The organism is Runella aurantiaca (genome assembly GCF_003339505.1).
Lineage (GTDB): Bacteria > Bacteroidota > Bacteroidia > Cytophagales > Spirosomataceae > Runella > Runella aurantiaca.
Window position 1 is genome coordinate 79,814 of record NZ_QPIW01000007.1, and the last position, 16,908, is coordinate 96,721.

At 43.0% G+C, this 16,908-nt stretch carries 17 protein-coding genes and 1 pseudogene; 5 read left to right on the plus strand and 13 right to left on the minus strand.

The genetic code is table 11. From position 1 onward, the window contains the following. Window positions 1–6 precede the first annotated feature (6 nt). Window positions 7–594: a DUF1361 domain-containing protein gene (locus tag DVG78_RS10740; RefSeq protein ID WP_229598194.1), complete on the minus strand. Its 588-nt coding sequence runs from the start codon at window positions 592–594 to the stop codon at window positions 7–9. Between the two features lie 444 nt (window positions 595–1,038). On the opposite strand from DVG78_RS10740, the gene sucC reads away from it, so the two are divergent. After that, entirely contained in the window at window positions 1,039–2,262 is a 1,224-nt protein-coding gene (sucC, locus tag DVG78_RS10745; RefSeq protein WP_114065384.1) for an ADP-forming succinate--CoA ligase subunit beta, read from the plus strand. Between the two features lie 64 nt (window positions 2,263–2,326). Here the strand turns inward: sucC and DVG78_RS30550 are convergent. The 3 genes and pseudogenes from DVG78_RS30550 to DVG78_RS10760 form a co-directional block, all read right to left on the minus strand. After that, window positions 2,327–2,782 (minus strand): annotated as a pseudogene (locus DVG78_RS30550) (DUF3226 domain-containing protein); the annotation flags it as partial. A gap of 191 nt (window positions 2,783–2,973) precedes the next feature. Continuing rightward, complete coding sequence (locus DVG78_RS10755; RefSeq protein WP_114461084.1) at window positions 2,974–4,047, minus strand: AAA family ATPase; 1,074 nt, start codon at window positions 4,045–4,047, stop codon at window positions 2,974–2,976. An 87-nt stretch (window positions 4,048–4,134) separates the two neighbouring features. After that, window positions 4,135–5,946, minus strand: a complete 1,812-nt coding sequence (locus DVG78_RS10760) for a T9SS type B sorting domain-containing protein (protein WP_114461085.1) — start codon at window positions 5,944–5,946, stop codon at window positions 4,135–4,137. Window positions 5,947–6,097: 151 nt separating this feature from the next. Between DVG78_RS10760 and DVG78_RS10765 the strand changes: the two genes are divergently transcribed. Further along, window positions 6,098–6,628, plus strand: a complete 531-nt coding sequence (locus tag DVG78_RS10765) for a 5' nucleotidase, NT5C type (protein WP_114461235.1) — start codon at window positions 6,098–6,100, stop codon at window positions 6,626–6,628. Window positions 6,629–6,691: 63 nt separating this feature from the next. Here DVG78_RS10765 and DVG78_RS10770 read toward each other — a convergent pair whose 3' ends face one another. The 8 genes from DVG78_RS10770 to DVG78_RS10805 all read right to left on the minus strand — a co-directional run bounded on the left by DVG78_RS10770 (window position 6,692) and on the right by DVG78_RS10805 (window position 13,580). Then, complete coding sequence (locus DVG78_RS10770) at window positions 6,692–7,480, minus strand: acyl-CoA desaturase (RefSeq protein WP_114461086.1); 789 nt, start codon at window positions 7,478–7,480, stop codon at window positions 6,692–6,694. Window positions 7,481–7,571: 91 nt separating this feature from the next. Beyond that, window positions 7,572–8,246 carry a DUF4159 domain-containing protein gene (locus tag DVG78_RS10775; RefSeq protein WP_229598196.1) on the minus strand — a complete coding sequence of 225 codons (675 nt, stop codon included), beginning with the start codon at window positions 8,244–8,246 and terminating at the stop codon, window positions 7,572–7,574. A 101-nt stretch (window positions 8,247–8,347) separates the two neighbouring features. Continuing rightward, entirely contained in the window at window positions 8,348–8,752 is a 405-nt protein-coding gene (locus DVG78_RS10780) for a LytR/AlgR family response regulator transcription factor (protein ID WP_114461087.1), read from the minus strand. 125 nt (window positions 8,753–8,877) lie between these two features. Then, window positions 8,878–9,588, minus strand: a complete 711-nt coding sequence (locus tag DVG78_RS10785; protein WP_114461088.1) for a 16S rRNA (uracil(1498)-N(3))-methyltransferase — start codon at window positions 9,586–9,588, stop codon at window positions 8,878–8,880. Then, window positions 9,588–10,790: a vWA domain-containing protein gene (locus tag DVG78_RS10790; RefSeq protein ID WP_114461089.1), complete on the minus strand. Its 1,203-nt coding sequence runs from the start codon at window positions 10,788–10,790 to the stop codon at window positions 9,588–9,590. The genes DVG78_RS10785 and DVG78_RS10790 overlap by 1 nt, the downstream gene beginning before the upstream one ends. Before the next feature lie 46 nt (window positions 10,791–10,836). Next, window positions 10,837–11,685, minus strand: coding sequence for an AAA family ATPase (locus DVG78_RS10795; RefSeq protein WP_114461090.1), 849 nt, complete (start codon window positions 11,683–11,685; stop codon window positions 10,837–10,839). 83 nt (window positions 11,686–11,768) lie between these two features. Then, window positions 11,769–12,443: a hypothetical protein gene (locus DVG78_RS10800; protein ID WP_199563230.1), complete on the minus strand. Its 675-nt coding sequence runs from the start codon at window positions 12,441–12,443 to the stop codon at window positions 11,769–11,771. A 3-nt stretch (window positions 12,444–12,446) separates the two neighbouring features. Continuing rightward, window positions 12,447–13,580, minus strand: coding sequence for an AAA family ATPase (locus tag DVG78_RS10805; RefSeq protein ID WP_114461091.1), 1,134 nt, complete (start codon window positions 13,578–13,580; stop codon window positions 12,447–12,449). A gap of 159 nt (window positions 13,581–13,739) precedes the next feature. Between DVG78_RS10805 and DVG78_RS10810 the strand changes: the two genes are divergently transcribed. Genes DVG78_RS10810 through DVG78_RS10815 form a run of 3 tightly spaced genes read left to right on the plus strand, consistent with a single transcriptional unit; the run spans window position 13,740 to window position 16,169 of the window. Next, window positions 13,740–15,464, plus strand: a complete 1,725-nt coding sequence (locus DVG78_RS10810; protein WP_114461092.1) for a GMC oxidoreductase — start codon at window positions 13,740–13,742, stop codon at window positions 15,462–15,464. A gap of 39 nt (window positions 15,465–15,503) precedes the next feature. After that, window positions 15,504–15,644 (plus strand): hypothetical protein, encoded by a 141-nt coding sequence (locus tag DVG78_RS30050; RefSeq protein ID WP_158550002.1) that lies wholly within the window; start codon window positions 15,504–15,506, stop codon window positions 15,642–15,644. Window positions 15,645–15,671: 27 nt separating this feature from the next. Then, window positions 15,672–16,169, plus strand: a complete 498-nt coding sequence (locus tag DVG78_RS10815; RefSeq protein ID WP_158550003.1) for a DUF3267 domain-containing protein — start codon at window positions 15,672–15,674, stop codon at window positions 16,167–16,169. A gap of 53 nt (window positions 16,170–16,222) precedes the next feature. On the opposite strand, the gene DVG78_RS10820 is transcribed toward DVG78_RS10815, so the two are convergent. Then, window positions 16,223–16,897 (minus strand): polysaccharide deacetylase family protein, encoded by a 675-nt coding sequence (locus DVG78_RS10820; RefSeq protein ID WP_114461094.1) that lies wholly within the window; start codon window positions 16,895–16,897, stop codon window positions 16,223–16,225. Between the last annotated feature and the right edge of the window lie 11 nt (window positions 16,898–16,908).

Genomic DNA, 16,908 nt, shown 5'->3' on the forward strand with positions numbered 1-16,908 from the left:
TACGAGTTATTCATTGATGTGTCTGACGCGAAAGCGCAACAACATCCATAATACTAAATACAGCATACTCAACAGTAGTCCAAATTCTAGGCTGAGAACCAGCGCAGTGCGGTCTGTGAGGCTTTGCCAGACCGCACTCAAAAGTTCTTTGGGGTTGTGAATAATATCCCAACTGTTCCAACGGCGAATCCGGCCAAGATAAATACCAAAGCCCGCCATCGGTAAGCTGATGGCCAACAAGACGTTGCCAGTGGTATTTGTGAAGGTTTTTTGCCAACAACGATGCATCCAATACAAAGAAACAAGCCCGTTGAAAAGGCTAACTTCTGCGTAATAAAAAAGCATGATGATATCATGCCAAGTCAAATCGCTGCCCATATTGACCGAAATGTGCAGCAAATCGGTAATCATATAAGGGGCATTGGGGAAAAATAACAACCAGATAATACTCCAAAACCCTACCCATTTGGGCAATTTTCCGAATCGTTTTACGGTTACATCCACCAAAAAAGCGACCAATAAAGGAATCCAACTTAAAAATAAATTCCAATCCATCGAAAAATCCACGGCTTCTTTAAATTGGATACGTATCATGTGATATGTAAGCGCCACCATACTTAACAGCAAAAGAAGCAAAAGTGGGTACAGTCCTTCCATCGTAATAATAGGAGGATCTGATACGTAGAAGCGATACTTCCAAAACCTATTGAATAAACGTTTGAGCAAGATTTACGTTGATTTGTTTCCTAAAGAACGTCTAAATCACGGTCACCGTTTATGAATTTACTGAAAAGTTTTAGGATTAAGCAATAAATAGTTACTTATTTCTATTTTATCTATACTTATTACAATTTATTCCAGTAGGGCAGTAATCCTAAAGTCTGAAAAATTGCCTGAACGACGCTTATTCCCAAACTTTCTGCACTTTATCCTGGCCCATTCGGCTAAAACCAGAGAAATCCTATTTCTCATTCAGTTATTTTCCGTAATTTGGCACGGTAAAACAAAAACTTACAAACACTCACCAGAATATATAATATGAACATTCACGAGTACCAAGGAAAAGAAATACTCAAGAAATACGGTGTTCGCATTCAAGACGGTATCGTCGTTGATACCCCAGAGCGCGCCGTAGAAGCCTACCGTTCGATTGCCGAGCGTACGGGCTCAAAATTTGTCGTCGTAAAATCTCAAATCCACGCTGGTGGACGCGGAAAGGGTCAAATTCAAGGTTTGGAGCAACGCGGCGTGCAAGTGGCGAAATCACCCGACCAAGTGCGCGAAATCGCTACCAATCTTTTGGGTAACGTTTTGGTCACTCACCAAACAGGGCCCGAAGGCAAAAAAGTAAATAAGATCTTTTTGGCAGAAGATGCCTACTATCCTGGTGCTTCTGAGCCCAAAGAATACTACATTTCAATTCTACTCGACCGTGCCAAAGGCTGTCCAGTCATTATGGCAAGTACCGAAGGCGGGATGGATATTGAGGAAGTAGCGGAGCATACTCCCGAAAAAATCATCAAAGAATGGGTAGATCCACGCGTAGGTTTGCAAGGATTCCAAGCCCGTAAAATTGCCTTTGCTTTCGGACTATCAGGCAATGCATTCAAAGAAATGGTGAAGTTTATCACTTCTCTTTATACTGCCTATTGGGAGTCTGACGCGTCTATGTTTGAAATCAACCCTGTGTTGAAAACATCAGATGATAAAATCATGGCAATTGATGCCAAGGTGAACTTGGACGACAACGCCCTGATTCGCCATCCTGAGCTCGCCATCATGCGCGATACCAACGAAGAAGATCCGTTGGAAGTAGAAGCAGGCGAAAGCAACCTCAACTACGTAAAACTTGACGGAAACGTGGGTTGTATGGTAAATGGTGCTGGTTTGGCCATGGGTACAATGGATTTAATTAAACTTTCGGGCGGTGAGCCTGCCAACTTCCTCGACGTAGGGGGTGGTGCCAATGCCAAAACGGTAGAAGCGGGTTTCCGTATCATCCTGAAAGATCCTAATGTGAAAGCGATTCTTATCAATATCTTCGGAGGTATTGTACGTTGCGACCGCGTAGCAACGGGGGTTGTGGAAGCCTACAAGGCCATCGGTAACATTCCAGTGCCTATCATTGTGCGTCTACAAGGAACCAACGCCGAAGAAGGTGCACGCATTATCAATGAGTCTGGCCTGAAAGTATATTCAGCCATTGAATTCAAAGAAGCGGCCGCCAAAGTAACCGAAGTACTGAAATCTCTAGGATTATAATCAGGGGATTTATCTATTATAAATACCTAAAGACAGGCCGTTTGCTTCGGCAGGCTGCCTGTCTTTAGGTATTAAAAAGTTCATTTAGCCATCTGACAAACTTTTTACAGACTTCTGAATTAGTTGTCAAATATGTTTTTGTAATTGCCAGTCCCATTGGAGTTCCAGGATCCTCTTGCCAAGCAAGCCATGTATGAATACGAGCCTTGGATTTGTGAATAAGATGATATTTATTGTACGATTCTATTTCCAATTTTTCTAAAACTAGTTCTGTCTCAGCTAAAAGTAAATCATCCTCTGGAATAAGATGTTTAACAAAATCTTCTAGCATCCCAGCGGCATTGTTATCAGGCATTAGCCATATCCCAATATCAGGATTTCGCTCTTCCCCTTTTAAAATTGTCCCATTAGGATTAGGTTCTTGAGGAACACTATATCCCAGTTGTTTAAGTGCATGCTTAAGTGATTCCCAGCGAGTAAGTAGATTTTCATCCGCATCAACAACAACTCCTATGGCTTCAACATTCGGTCTCTTCTATAAAAAATATGACTCAATCTTTCCATACACATTTGGAAACCCTTTGCTGTCATCTATGTAGAAAACGGCGGAGTGCTCTCCCACATAGTTTTTCCAAATATTGGCAATAACATGTAAATCATCGTTGCCTTCAACTACTAGGAACTTTTTAAAGTGTTTCGGATTTAAGCTACTCATCGTGGGTCAACGTGTAAACGGGTGGTATTTTGGATTTCATTTGCATCGTAGACAGTTGCCTCAATATTATTTTCATAATTGTCAAGACGAATCATTACACCTGAATCTTTAGAATATTTACCACCATTGAGAACTTCTGAAAATGCATCTATGCAATCATAACTGTGCGTTGTAGCAAAAACCTGAACATTAAGCCGCTCAGCCAAATGAAAAATAATTTCCCATAATTTTTCCTGAACAGAGTAGTGGAGGCCATTCTCAAACTCATCAATCAGCAAATATCCATTTTCACAGTTGACCATTGCTAAAATAATGGTAAGAATCCGATTGATACCATCGCCCATTGAACGTAATGGGACAGGTTCATCTTCTCCTTCCAACAATACATACGGTTTCAAACCACCTTCAAAATGTAGATTAGAAATTTGAGGCTGTATAATCTTCAGTGCCTCAAAAACTTTTTTTCGCTTTTCAGTTCGAAGAGCCACCTTATCCCAGAGAGTTCCATTATCAGGTGCATTTATAATCCCTGATGATACTAGTCCAAAGGGAAAGCGCAAGAATTCACGACTTAACCTTCTCCTATAAACTTTTTCTGAAAGAATTAATGATATAAAATCGTTTTCATCTTTTTGCCCTAAAAGTTCAACAGTAAAAGCATTCCCTCCAATTTCTTCCTGCGAAGTTGCTATTTGGATTGCTCCATCTTTATTATAAGTAACTTTTACTAATCTGATAGTTAAGGGAGAGATATTATTGACTTCTCCAATCTTAATTGAAAGGGTATCATCAAAATATGAAAATTTTTTTTTGTAGAAAAGCGATGAAATAGCCTGCTCTTGTTTATCAAATTCTATTCCTTCAACTAAATTTTCCCCTCTAAAATTTAAAAATCTATCAACCCATCCAAAAAAATCTAGGTTATCATACGAAAAGAAAAGCACTAATGCCTCAAGTACACTTGTTTTGCCTGTATTATTTTTACCTAAAATCAGATTAACCCGTCCCACCTTATCAATTCTAAGATGTTCAAGACTCCGATAATTACGTATTTCCAATGAATTAAGCATAACATCCTTCAATTTTGTATTTGTTCAAAAGTAATGTTTTTGATTAAACGTACCAAAAATGATATTTTATGATACAATCCACCTTTTTTACCGCAAAAGCAATACTTTCCCCCGCAATACGTGCCCGTTTGGTTCGGTAAGGATAACGTAGGCGTATTCGCCAACGGGCAATACACTCCCATTAAACGTACCATCAAAAGGTTTGGGAGCTTCACCTGTTTCATAAAAAACGGCCTGTCCCCAACGATTGAAAATGGTAATTTGGGCTTGAGGATAAAGCTCCAACCCTTTCAGTTCCCATGTATCGTTTTGACCATCCCCATTTGGCGTAAAAATATCAGGAATATACACGCCTGAAAACACATTAATGGTAATACTGTCTTCAGCCAAGCACCCCATCGGTCCCGTAGCTACGATGTGATAAGTCGTAGTTTGTTCGGGCCTAAACAACGCTTTGGGTGAAACGGGATTATCAATGCCCTCCGTTGGCGTCCATTTGTAGGTATACCCAATGCCCAACTCAGCGTCAAGCGATAAGGAACTTCCCTGAAAAATAATGCGGTCTTCTCCCAAATTGAGCGTTGGGGGGCGCGAAACAATGACTTTTTTCTGTGCTTCCCCGTTCAAACAATCCAAGGCTCCTTGTACAACATAAGTAACGACATGCTCACCAACGCCCACCAATTTTGAATCAAAAGTTCCATTGACCACGCCCGTTCCCGAAAAAATCCCACCCGACGGTATTCCTTTAAGCGGAATCGGGTTTCCAAGTGGCCCACAAAAATCGGGGAGAGAGTCGATTCGCACCGTAATTTTGTCCACTTTTTTTACTTCAACGGCTTTCGCTACGGCCTTACAACCATTTGTATCGGTGATACTTACAGAATAACTCCCCTCCACATTTACTTCAAACGTATTCTGGGAGGCCCCCTTAATGGGTTGCCCATTCATCAACCATTCAAACTTTTTCAAATCAATTCCTGCGGCGGTTAGAGGCAGCGCTGCCCCTGGACAAAACTCATTCCCGGGACTTTCGATTGAAACCACGGGTTCGGGGTGCCGTATCACGGTGATTGGCAACGACGTAGTGGAGCACGAATTGGGTGCGGTCACTTTTACGCTGTACACCCCTGCTTGTGCAATAATAATCGTGTCTTTGATGCCCCCAATGGCTTGCCCATCCCGCATCCATTGGTAGACGTTGGTTCGACCTCGGGTCGAAAAAAGCGTTACGTTTTCTCCCGCACAAAACCCGCCTTTTGAAGCACTAATCTCAGCTTTGGGCGGTGTAGCAGGAATAACGGTCAAATTACCAGATACGGTGGCACATCCGTCAGAGTCCGTGACCCTTACGGAATAAACCCCTGTTTCAATAACATCAAAAGAAGTTGAATTTGCCCTTTCTATTGGTCTGGTTTCACTCAACCATTGATAACTTAACGAACTATTTCCAGTGGCCGTTACGGTTAGTTTTTCGTAGCCATCCACGCAGGGCGTACCCACAAAGCCACCCCGCACGACAGGTCCAACAATTGGTTTTGGAATCAATGAAATAGCAATGGGGTCAGATATGACGGGGTTTGTACACAACACATTGTTTTTAACGGTACAAGTGTAAACTCCAGCCTGATTGTTTCTGATTACCAAAATGGTATCCTTTGCGTTTGGAATATCAGTGTTGTTCAACCTCCACTGCACCACCGTTCCTTTTTCGTAGTTCTTTAGATTAAGCTGGACTAAACTATCCTGACAAACGGTCGTTAGGGCCGCTACGGCAGGTCTTCCTGCTTTTGAAACGCTCACAATTGGCTTGTTGATTGACAAATTACAGTCATTTCTTTGGGCCCTTCCTTGCAGCGCCAACCACCAAAGAAAAAAAATAATGTAACGCTTCGGCATAGCTTAAAAATAACAATGTATCAATGACTTAACTCCATTTCCAAAAGAAGGTTTTTGCAGATTGTACTATTTTTAAAATGCAATTTTTTTGGGAATGGTGAATTTTTCAAAAATTGAGACGGTTGTCTTTATAACTAACGTTTCAATGATAATGACAAAACCTCGCCTTATTTTAGATCAAGATGACGTATTGGCCGATACCCACGGCAAACTCGCTGATATTATCGTGCGTGACTTCGGAACGGGCCTTGCCCGCGAAGAATTCGACAAAATGTCTTTACATAAAATTCTCTCTTCCGACCATCATCAACGCCTCTATGGCCTCATTCATGAGCCGGGCTTTTTCAGTGATATTTCTTTGGTGCCCCATGCGCAGGAAACAGTTTTTGCACTAAGCAAAAAATATGAAATTTTTGTGGCAACGGCGGCGATGGAATTCCCGAATTCGTTTCGAGAAAAATACGATTGGTTAAAGAAACACTTCGATTTTATCCCTTGGTCAAATATTATTTTCTGCGGCGATAAAAGTGTGCTCAGTGGAGACTATTTGGTTGACGACCTTCCCCGTAACCTAAAGACGTTCAAGGGGAAAGGGTTATTGTTTAACGCACCGCATAATTTAGAAGATACCGAATTTGACCGAGTCATGGGCTGGGACGAAATTGCGTCGCGATTGCTCTAAAACGAAAAAAGGGTCGAAATATTCGTCCCTTTTTTCGTTTATTATATAAAGCACAAATGTGTATTATTGCATCATTTCGGCCTTTTGTTTAGGCACTTCCACTCCTACTTTTGACTCTTTCATCTTAATGATTTTAGTCCAGCTCAGGAGTTTAATTACTGGATAAGTTGGGTCAAATTCAAACCATTTTGCTCCAAAATTAACGCGGTTGGGCAGTTTGTGGTGGTTGTTCTGAAACAACTCTCCCATCATCAAAATATCAAAAATAAGGGAGTTTTTAGACTCATCTTTGTTGTCAAAATTCTGGTAGCCGTATTTGTGTCCGCTCCAGTTGACAATCGCACCGTGCACGGGACCCATTAAATAATGAATGGGTAACAACAGGAAAAACGCCCAGTGCATATCCAAATACATGAAAGCGAAGATGTAAAAAGCTGAGTACAAAATCCCCCAACCAAGACGCGACATCCACGAATCACCCAGTTTTTCGAGTTTTTCCCAATAAGGATAATCACGCTCAAAACGAGCCTCAACTTTCATTTTACGGCTCAAAACCGCATTATAAATATCTTTGGTTTTCCACATCATCGTAAATACGTTCTCAGTATGATGCGGAGAGTGCGGATCTTTGTCGGTATCACTGAATGCATGATGCATACGGTGCAAAATGGCATAAGCCCGTGGGCTTAAATACGATGAACCCTGCGAAATGTAGGTTAAGGCATAGAAAAACTTTTCCCAGAATTTGTTCATAGTGAACATCTTATGGGCAGAATAACGATGCAAGAAAAATGTTTGACAAAACAAGGAAAGATACCAGTGTCCAAAAAAAGCGGCCAATACTGCGTACATGAAAATTAACGGGTTATTTTAATGTGAAAACTTGTACAAATCTAAGAAATACTTTCGGCAAAACCAACAGAAAAAAAGGGAATTTTCGCCGTTATTGGTTTACCGTAAGCGCATATTGTACCAAGTTGGCTCCCATACGCAACGCCTGCTGTCTCAGTTCCTCGGGGTCGTTGTAAACACTCTGGTCTTCCCAACCATTTCCTAAGTCGCACTCATAACTATAAAAACATACCAAACGGCCTTCCCAAAAAAGGCCGAACCCTTGCGGAGATTTAGCATCGTGCTCGTGAACTTTGGGCAGACCGTTGGGAAAATTGAATTTTTGATGATATACCAGATGCGTATAAGGAACTTCCACAAACTCTAATTCAGGAAAGACTTTTTTCATCTCCCGCCGAATAAATTTATCAAGGCCATAGTTATCGTCTAAGTGTAAAAAGCCCCCTGAAATCATGTAACGACGCAAATTCCGTGCTTCTGAATCCGAAAAAAGGACGTTGCCATGGCCCGTTAAATGCACAAATGGATAGGAAAATAAATCGGGGCTTCCCGGCTCCACAATGTCTTCGTCGGGGAAGACATTCATGCGCAGGTTTTGATTACAAAATTTAATTAAGTTGGGCAATGATGTTTTGTTAGCGTACCAGTCACCGCCGCCGCCGTATTTTAGTTTTGCAATTTTATACGCGTATTGCGCATGGGCGGAGGGCAAGAAACAGAAAACCGTCAGCAGAGTGGATACAAAAAAAAGGCGAATAAGTGTCATAGTTGCCTTGTCTGAAATGGATAATTTATGGTTTTACGAACTTAACGTAAACGAACGGTTTACGCAAACATATATACCGAATTTATCCATCTCCAGCAAAATCAATACCAAGTTCGGCGCTCGCGCAGTTTGCTAAAGAGCGAAACCACGTTTCGATTGCGTTTGAGAGCCCGCCCTTTGCGGCGTGAAACGGGCAGTTGAATCCCATTTTTGAGTAAAACAAAATCGGAAGTCATCGACACAATGCAATTTCGATTGACCAAATAAGACTTATGAATTCTAATAAACTCGGTATCTTCCAGTACTTTATCAAAATGCTTTAATGTCTTAGCCTCCAAGTAGGTCTTTCCGTCTTTGGCAAAAAAACGGGTATAATTCACCTCTGATTGGAGGTACATAATGCTTTGAATATCAATGGTTCTGACCAATCCACCGATGTGAATACAAAGGCGGTGAATGGGAGTTTCTTCAAGTTGAGGTAGCGAAAAGAGTTGTGGCTGCGACATGGCTAAAGTTGATTTAGAGATTTTCAATGCCCCAAAGGTGGGGTTTGAAGCGGCCCTAATTCAAATAAGAAACAGTGAATCGTACCAATAGCCAAGTGAACCGTAGAGAACTTACAAGCGAAGCGTTAGGATTGGGATATAATATTCACCAAATGAAGCGTTTGGCAAGCCACCAAAGCGGCCGTTTCGGTGCGTAAACGCGTATTACCGAGCGTTACCATCTCAAATCCGTGCTGTTGGGTTAACTGTATTTCGGCCTCCGTAAAATCTCCTTCGGGGCCAATCACAACGGTATAATTCTGTTCAGGACTGGCTTTCTTTAATAAATGCGCGGGGATTTTACCTTCGGGCAAATGCGCAATGAACCTCTGAGTAGTATTGACCGTAGGGATATATTTTCCAAAATCACCCACTTCCCTGATTTGGGGCAAAAAGGCCTGCAACGACTGTTTCATGGCCGAAACGGCGATTTTGTGCAGACGTTCCAACTTCATGTTGCGTCGTTCGGAATGTTTGGTATAAAAAAACGAAACGGTATCAATCCCGATTTCGGTCGCTTTTTCCACAAACCACTCAATTCGGTCCATGTTTTTGGTCGGGGCCAACGCAACTTCAATCCGAAAGGGGCGCGGGTGCTGTACCGTTTGTTGAACCACTTTTAAATTACAACGTTTGGGCGTACTGCTTTGCACAACGGCATCATACCAACTCCCCTGCCCGTCCGTAACCCGCACCGCTTCCCCTTCACGCAAACGCAGTACTTTGGCGGCATGAAAAGCTTCGTCCTCGATTAATGCAGAGAGTTCGGAGAAATTAGGCTGGTAAAAGAGATGCATTAATTTTCAAATTTAACTTTAGGATTTTTCAAACATTTCATTGCTTGGGTAAGGCCGCTGAGCGTGAGCGGAAACATCCGATTGTCGGCCCATTCTCGAATGATACTGATGCTGTGGGTGTATTTCCAGTAATCAGCCACAGTAACGGGATTAAGCCACACAAAATGAGGATATTGCTCTTTAAAACGATTGAGCCAAACCAGCCCCGACTCTTCATTGTAATGCTCTACGCTACCGCGTGGATGCGTAATTTCGTAGGAAGCCATGGAAGCGTCACCCACAAAAATCACTTTGTATTCTTTGTTGTACTTATGCAATACCTCCAAGGTAGGTACGCGTGAACTTCGGCGGGAATTGTCGCGCCAAAGGGTTTCGTAAACGCAGTTATGAAAATAGAAATATTCGATGTGTTTAAACTGGTACTTGGCCGCCGAAAACAATTGCGAGCATTGCTCAATGTGCTCATCCATCGAACCGCCTACGTCCAACAACAGTAATACTTTAACGTTGTTTTTGCGCGACGGATGCATATGAATGTCCAGAATGCCGCCGTTGCGGCTGGTGCCTTCGATGGTGGCATTCATGTCAAGTTCTTCGTCCATGCCTTCGCGGGTCAGGATACGCAGTCTGCGCAGGGCCATTTTCATGTTGCGGGTGTTGAGTTCGAGGTCTTCGTCGTAATTTTTATACTCCCGATTTTCCCAAACTTTGGTGGCCGTACGGTTGCCCGCCGAAGGCCCTTTTACCCGAAATCCCTCTGGGTTATAGCCATTGTTGCCAAAAGGTGAAGTTCCCCCCGTACCAATCCAAGTATTGCCTCCGTCGTGACGTTCATTTTGTTCTTGAAGCAACTGCTGAAACCGCTCAAAAAGCTTTTCTAAGCCGCCCATTCGTTCAATCATCTCTTTTTCTTCGTCGGTCAACTCGCGCGACAACGCATCTTTAAACCATTCGGGCGGCAAATGAGTCTCCAATATTCTTGCTTCGACGGTTTGGGCATTTTTGAAATACTCGGCAAAAAGGCGATCAAACAAATCATAATGCATCTCGTTTTTGATGAGCGCCGTGCGACTAAAATAATAGAACTCCTCCGCACTCATGTCAATCACCTGTCGTTTTAGCCCTTCCAACAGGTTCAAGTACTCCCCGATAGAAACGGGCAGGGCGTGTTTTTTCAGCAGTAAAAAGAAGTCTAAAAACATATTCGCAACCATTAAATCAGAAACCCATCCTATCAAAATCGAGTCATTAATAGGGCTTAAAACCTTTTGCCCGTAGAGCCGCGTACAAATCATTGTCCTGTTCATTTTTGAGCAAAGCACCCAAAAACGGTGGCACTTCGGGCAGTGATTCGAGGTCTTTGAGGTCGTCGGCGGAGACCTTAGCCCACAGAAGCAATTTTATCCAATCCAGTAGCTCGCTCGTGGATGGCTTCTTTTTCAGGGCTTTCACGTCGCGCACGGCAAAAAATGCTTTCATGGCGCGCTCAAGCAACTCTTTGTCCAGTTCGGGATAATGCACGTGTACAATCTGCTGCATAGTATCACGGTCGGGAAAACGAATAAAGTGGAAAAAGCACCGCCGCAAAAACGCATCTGGCAATTCTTTTTCGTTGTTTGAAGTAATGATAACAATCGGGCGCTGTTTGGCCGCGATGGTGCGGTCGAGTTCATAACAGTAAAACTCCATGCGGTCGAGTTCCTGCAACAAGTCATTGGGAAACTCAATATCGGCTTTGTCAATCTCATCAATCAGCAATACCACTTGTTCTTCCGACTCAAATGCCTCCCATAATTTCCCCTTTTTGATGTAGTTTTCGACACTGTACACGCGCTTATCGCCCAATTGCGAATCCCGCAAACGCGACACGGCATCATACTCATAAAGCCCCTGATGCGCATTGGTGGTTGATTTTATATGCCACGTTAAGAGCCGTTTACCCAGTGCTTTGGCTACTTCAAAGGCCAGCATGGTCTTACCCGTACCCGGTTCACCTTTCAGTAAAAGCGGCTTTTGTAAGCTAACTGCGGCATTGACCGCGACCGACAATTCCCGCGTTGCTACGTATTTATCGGTTCCTTCAAATGGGAGATTCATTAGTATAAAAATTGGGGTTTTCGATTGACGATTTTCGACTGCATTAACCATCTAAATATCAACCAATTACTTTCATTAGATTTCTAACTTGGGTTTGTTGTTTCAATCTTTACAAGATACTGCTCCACAAAATAGTTGAAACTTGGATTTTGTGGATATGCGTTTTTCAGAATCTTTGTTTTACAGAATTCTCGCGATAGTTTCTGATAGATTTTAGCATCTTTCCGAGTAGGATTTATAATGTCTTTTTTGCTTTTAGTCAACAATTGATTGAGTTTATGGATGCAATTATTGGATGATGCTTGCGTCTTTTTGTCAGTTGAATAAAGTGGCAACAGCCAACATTCGATTTCATTGACCGATACTGCAAAAAGAATTCTACGTTGATGCGATTCATAAAATTCATCTCCAAAGCCATTTTGAAATAGTCCCACAAATTTGGCGATTACTCGTTCAATAAATTCTTCAGTCGACTCACCATGAATCGGAGGTACATCATAATTTTTCTCGTGGGAGCAGTCAGTATCAATCTGAATAATAAGGTAATCAATTTGAATAAACGCGTCTTTGAAAAACGAAGATTTACAATACTCAAAGACATTGTACCAACCACCAAACCCCTGCAAAGCATCAGTAGCATCCCGCAAAGGTGTTAGCGGACGAACATCAAGGTCAAGGTCATTGAAGAAGCCCACCAAAATATTTTCCAAAACCACATGGTCGGTGACGCCTTCCGCAATCAGTCCAAAAGTAGGCATACATTAAAAGTTTTTAGGAAGCCCACCAATGTATCCTCTCAAAAACTGCTCCGACAGCCGCACAGGTTCCTGACCTTCGGGGGTAGGTTTATGGGTAATGCGTAAGGCTTTGGTATGCCCAAGCTTGTTGCGCGAAATAACAAAAAGACGCTGTTCGTCATCTTTCAAATCAAGCCCATCCAACACGGCAGGGTTGTGGGTAGTCATGATTACCTGTTTATCATGTTCTTTGGCAAGTTGCGTTAATTGCTGCACCAATCGACTCGCCAGCTTGGGATTCATGGCGTTGTCGATGTTGTCAATGGCAAAAAATTTGGGGGTGTAATCGCTGATAAACAATGAGAAGTAAAACAGCAGATACAAAAAGCCTTCGTTGGAACTGTGTTGGTCAAAATACGCCAATCCTTCTTCCAAAAAGCGGTCTTTAATACGGATGCGGCGTTCGGTAAAGCGTAAATCGTTAGGAATTTCAAAACCCTCGAACCAGTCTATCAAGGCCAAGTTTTTTCTTATTTTTTGGAATTGCTCGGGTTTTTCTTCATTTAAAATTGAAATAAGCTTAAACAATCCTTCTCCTCGAATACCTAACGGCATTATTTGTGATTCATCCTCAAAGCGTCGGAGGAAGTAGTTTTCGGGGGAATAAATGAGAAAATCATGAAAATCATTCCAGAACTTCTCCCAAAGTATCTGATTAGTTATATATGTGTCGTTTTTAAATTTAATAATTGATGGATCACTCAATTTTTTCTCATCTATTTGGGCGAATGCAGTTGCAAAACCTTCAATTGAGTCTATTTCTCGTTCCCATTTGGAATAAATTTCATTAGTATTTCTAAGTTTAAAACTTAATTGATGATATGGGGCAATTCTTGTTATATTTATCTTAATATCTTTTTTTAGATTTTTCTTCTCAAATCCACTTCTCATTGACTGGGGCTCACTTCGCCTAATTCCCCGAGAACTCAAAAATTCATTATCCAATTTATTCTCTCCAGCTGCTGAGCCCATCGCAATAGCTTCTAAAATATTGCTTTTCCCGCTGCCGTTTTCACCAATAAACACATTCACTCGCCCCAACTCCAACGTGAGCGACTGAATAGATTTGAAATTTTCAATTGTTACCTGTTGAACCATGTCTTTGCTTTCGCTTCTTTTTCCTGCCGCAAATTACACTTTTTTTATTGTCTCATTGCTTCGTTTGAGCTGCTTAAAAACAACGGGATTAGGAGTATAAAAAAACGGAATTAGACTTATTATAATAAGTTAAAGTAAAATCGCATTAACGGTTATAAAATGTACCTCAATACCGAAGTTCAGAAAAATAACACCTACGACGCCATCGTCATTGGTTCTGGCATCAGCGGTGGCTGGGCCGCCAAAGAATTGACCGAGAAAGGATTACGCACCCTAATGCTCGAACGCGGACGCGACGTAAAACACGTTGTCGATTATCCCACCACGATGTCGGCACCGTGGGAGATGGCCCACCGTGGACGTCTGCCGCTCGAACTCGCTGACCGCGTGCCGATTCAGCGCAAAACGGGCCCTGCCGCCAACGAGTACGGCAATCATTTTTTTGTCAAAGACGACGAACATCCCTATACCCAAATCAAGCCTTTCGACTGGACACGCGGCTATCAGGTAGGCGGAAAATCGCTGATGTGGGCACGGTGGGTACAGCGCTGGAACGAAGACAATTTTGAAGAAAATGCCCGCGAAGGCATCGGGGTTGATTGGCCCATTCGTTACAAAGACCTCGCGCCGTGGTACAGTTACGTCGAGCGTTTTATTGGGGTTTCGGGCAATAAAGACGGCATTAAATCCTTGCCCGACGGCGAGTTTTTGCCACCTTTTGAGCTTAATTGCCTTGAAAAACATTTCCAAAAAACCGTCGCCAATAAATACAACGACCGGCATTTTATCATCAGTCGCACCGCCAATCTGAGCAAGCCTTCGGCAATTCATACGGCCTTGGGTCGCTCGGCCTGTCAGTCGCGCAACTGGTGCAACAGGGGGTGTCCTTATGGGGCCTATTTCAGTACCCAATCCTCCACCCTTCCGGCCGCTGTCAAAACAGGAAAGTTGACATTACGCCCGTTTTCCATTGTCCATTCCATCATTTACGACGAAAAAAAGGGGAAAGCCACGGGAGTACGCGTCATTGACACCAATACCTTAGAAATGACGGAGTTTTATGCCCGAATTATTTTTGTCAATGCCGCTACCATCAACAGCACCGCCATTTTGATGAATTCCACTTCGGGGCGTTTTCCCAACGGTTTGGGCAACGACAGCGGCGCACTGGGCCGTTATTTGATGGACCATAACTACCGAATTCGGGTAAGTGGCATATACGAAGGAGCTGAGTTTAATGATAGCTATTATTTTGGTCGGCGTCCCGCAGGCTCGTACGTCCCACGTTTCAGAAATCTCGGCAACGACCGACAAAAAGACTTCGTACGCGGCTACGCTTATGCCTGCGGAGCTGGGCGACAGGGCTGGGAACGTGGCAACGGAAACGACAGTTTTGGGGCAGATTTTAAAGAAAGCATGACCAAACCTGGCCCTTGGACATTCAGCATGACGGGCATGGGAGAAATGCTCCCGCACGTGGACAACAAAATTGAACTTGACCCTGACAAAAAGGATAAATGGGGAATGCCAACGCTGAAAATTGATTGTCAATGGCACGAAAATGAAGATAAAATGGTGTTGGATGCGCTCAATCAAGCGCAAGAAATGATGCACCATGCGGGCATTAAGGTTACGGCGGCGTTTGATAACCACCAAGCCCCGGGCCTTGCCATCCACGAAATGGGCACCGCCCGCATGGGACGCGACCCAAAAACATCGGTTCTCAACGGCTTCAATCAAGTACACGCCTGCAAGAATGTATTTGTCACTGATGGCGCAAGCATGGCTTCATCGGCCTGCCAAAATCCCTCGCTGACGTACATGGCCCTCACGGCACGCGCCGCTGACTATGCCGTCAAAGAAATGAAGAAAATGAATCTATAAACTTTTTATTTCCTTCGTGGTTTTTATGAAAAACAACGTATGAAACCCACCGTAGAACAACTGCACGACGCTAACTCTTATGAATTGATTGACTCTTTCCACGTGGATGAAATGGGAAAATTTCTGATGCAAGAATTAGGAATGAAACAGCCTGATAACCAACCCACCCAACCCAAATAAAACGCCAAATCGCTGCTTTTTTTCGCAGTGTTTGCTGGCATTGGGGGTGTTGTGGGCTGGTCAATCGGTAAATTCATCCCAAAATCAGAAGGTGGATTAGATACCTTTGCCACCCAATTCGGCCTCGCGTTCCTGTGTTTTTTTATTGTTTTACTCCCCATCCACGAAGCCATCCACGGGTTATTCTTTAAGCTGATTGGTGCCCAAAAAGTAGGTTTTGGGTGGTCAATGAAAAGCCTGATTGTGTACGCTTACGCCCAAAAATTTGTCATGACCCTCCGCGAAAATGCGTTGGTGGCCGCCATGCCCTTTGTGGTCATTACAATTTCGCTCACTGTTCTATGGTTTATTTTTCCGCAATGGCAGTTTTTTTGGGGAAGCGCCCTATTGCTGCATACTTTCGCTTGCATGGGCGATTTTATCCTGATTCGTTATTTTTACAAAAACCGTACCTCTCAGATGTACACTTACGACGATATTGAAGAGAAGAATTATTCGTACTTTTTTCGCAAAAAATCAAGATAACCGTCTGACGGTTAATACATTCCAAAACCAAAGCATCTGACGGTTTGGTTTTCTCAGTAGACTTTCATGGCCTCACCCAGTTTGAACTCTACTGAAACATGTTGGGGTAATGCTTCAAAACGGTAGCCCAAAGCTGAAAAATGTTCAAGAAATCGGGGCAATACATAACTCATGTTACGCCAAGCTTTGAGGCTGTCGTGCATGACCACGATTGAACCCGCTTGCGTGTGTTTCAGCGTTTTTTCCAGGCAATGCTCGGGAGAAAGGTATTTTTCAAAGTCACCCGTTAGTACTTCCCACATCACAATGTGGTAATCATTGAGGAGCGGCTTGGCCTGACTCAATTTAATGCGTCCGTATGGAGGCCGAAACAAGTTTGTTTTTACGGGCAAAATATCTTGACACTGGGCCACGTTTTGCCAATAGGTTGCATCGTCGGTTTTCCAACCGTTGAGGTGATTGTGCGTATGATTGCCAACGCTGTGTCCATTGACAACCAATTGCGAAAAAATATCGGGATATTTCAACACATTATCACCAATGCAAAAAAAGGTGGCTTTGGCATCAAAGTGGTCCAATTGTTCCAATACCCACTCTGTCACATCGGGGATGGGGCCATCATCGAAGGTAAGATAAATGATGTTTTCGTCCGTCGAAATATTCCACACGAAAGGTGTGTAGAAAGCCTTGAGCAGGCGGGGTGATTTGTGAACAAACAATGGAATCATTCGCTGTAAAT

Coding starts and splice junctions, on each gene's coding strand:
- DVG78_RS10740 (WP_229598194.1), bottom strand. CDS start 594: ATGATACGTATCCAATTTAAAGAAGCCGTGGATTTTTCGATGGATTGG.
- sucC (WP_114065384.1), top strand. CDS start 1,039: ATGAACATTCACGAGTACCAAGGAAAAGAAATACTCAAGAAATACGGT.
- DVG78_RS10755 (WP_114461084.1), bottom strand. CDS start 4,047: ATGCTTAATTCATTGGAAATACGTAATTATCGGAGTCTTGAACATCTT.
- DVG78_RS10760 (WP_114461085.1), bottom strand. CDS start 5,946: ATGCCGAAGCGTTACATTATTTTTTTTCTTTGGTGGTTGGCGCTGCAA.
- DVG78_RS10765 (WP_114461235.1), top strand. CDS start 6,098: ATGACAAAACCTCGCCTTATTTTAGATCAAGATGACGTATTGGCCGAT.
- DVG78_RS10770 (WP_114461086.1), bottom strand. CDS start 7,480: ATGTACGCAGTATTGGCCGCTTTTTTTGGACACTGGTATCTTTCCTTG.
- DVG78_RS10775 (WP_229598196.1), bottom strand. CDS start 8,246: ATGACACTTATTCGCCTTTTTTTTGTATCCACTCTGCTGACGGTTTTC.
- DVG78_RS10780 (WP_114461087.1), bottom strand. CDS start 8,752: ATGTCGCAGCCACAACTCTTTTCGCTACCTCAACTTGAAGAAACTCCC.
- DVG78_RS10785 (WP_114461088.1), bottom strand. CDS start 9,588: ATGCATCTCTTTTACCAGCCTAATTTCTCCGAACTCTCTGCATTAATC.
- DVG78_RS10790 (WP_114461089.1), bottom strand. CDS start 10,790: ATGTTTTTAGACTTCTTTTTACTGCTGAAAAAACACGCCCTGCCCGTT.
- DVG78_RS10795 (WP_114461090.1), bottom strand. CDS start 11,685: ATGAATCTCCCATTTGAAGGAACCGATAAATACGTAGCAACGCGGGAA.
- DVG78_RS10800 (WP_199563230.1), bottom strand. CDS start 12,443: ATGCCTACTTTTGGACTGATTGCGGAAGGCGTCACCGACCATGTGGTT.
- DVG78_RS10805 (WP_114461091.1), bottom strand. CDS start 13,580: ATGGTTCAACAGGTAACAATTGAAAATTTCAAATCTATTCAGTCGCTC.
- DVG78_RS10810 (WP_114461092.1), top strand. CDS start 13,740: ATGTACCTCAATACCGAAGTTCAGAAAAATAACACCTACGACGCCATC.
- DVG78_RS30050 (WP_158550002.1), top strand. CDS start 15,504: ATGAAACCCACCGTAGAACAACTGCACGACGCTAACTCTTATGAATTG.
- DVG78_RS10820 (WP_114461094.1), bottom strand. CDS start 16,897: ATGATTCCATTGTTTGTTCACAAATCACCCCGCCTGCTCAAGGCTTTC.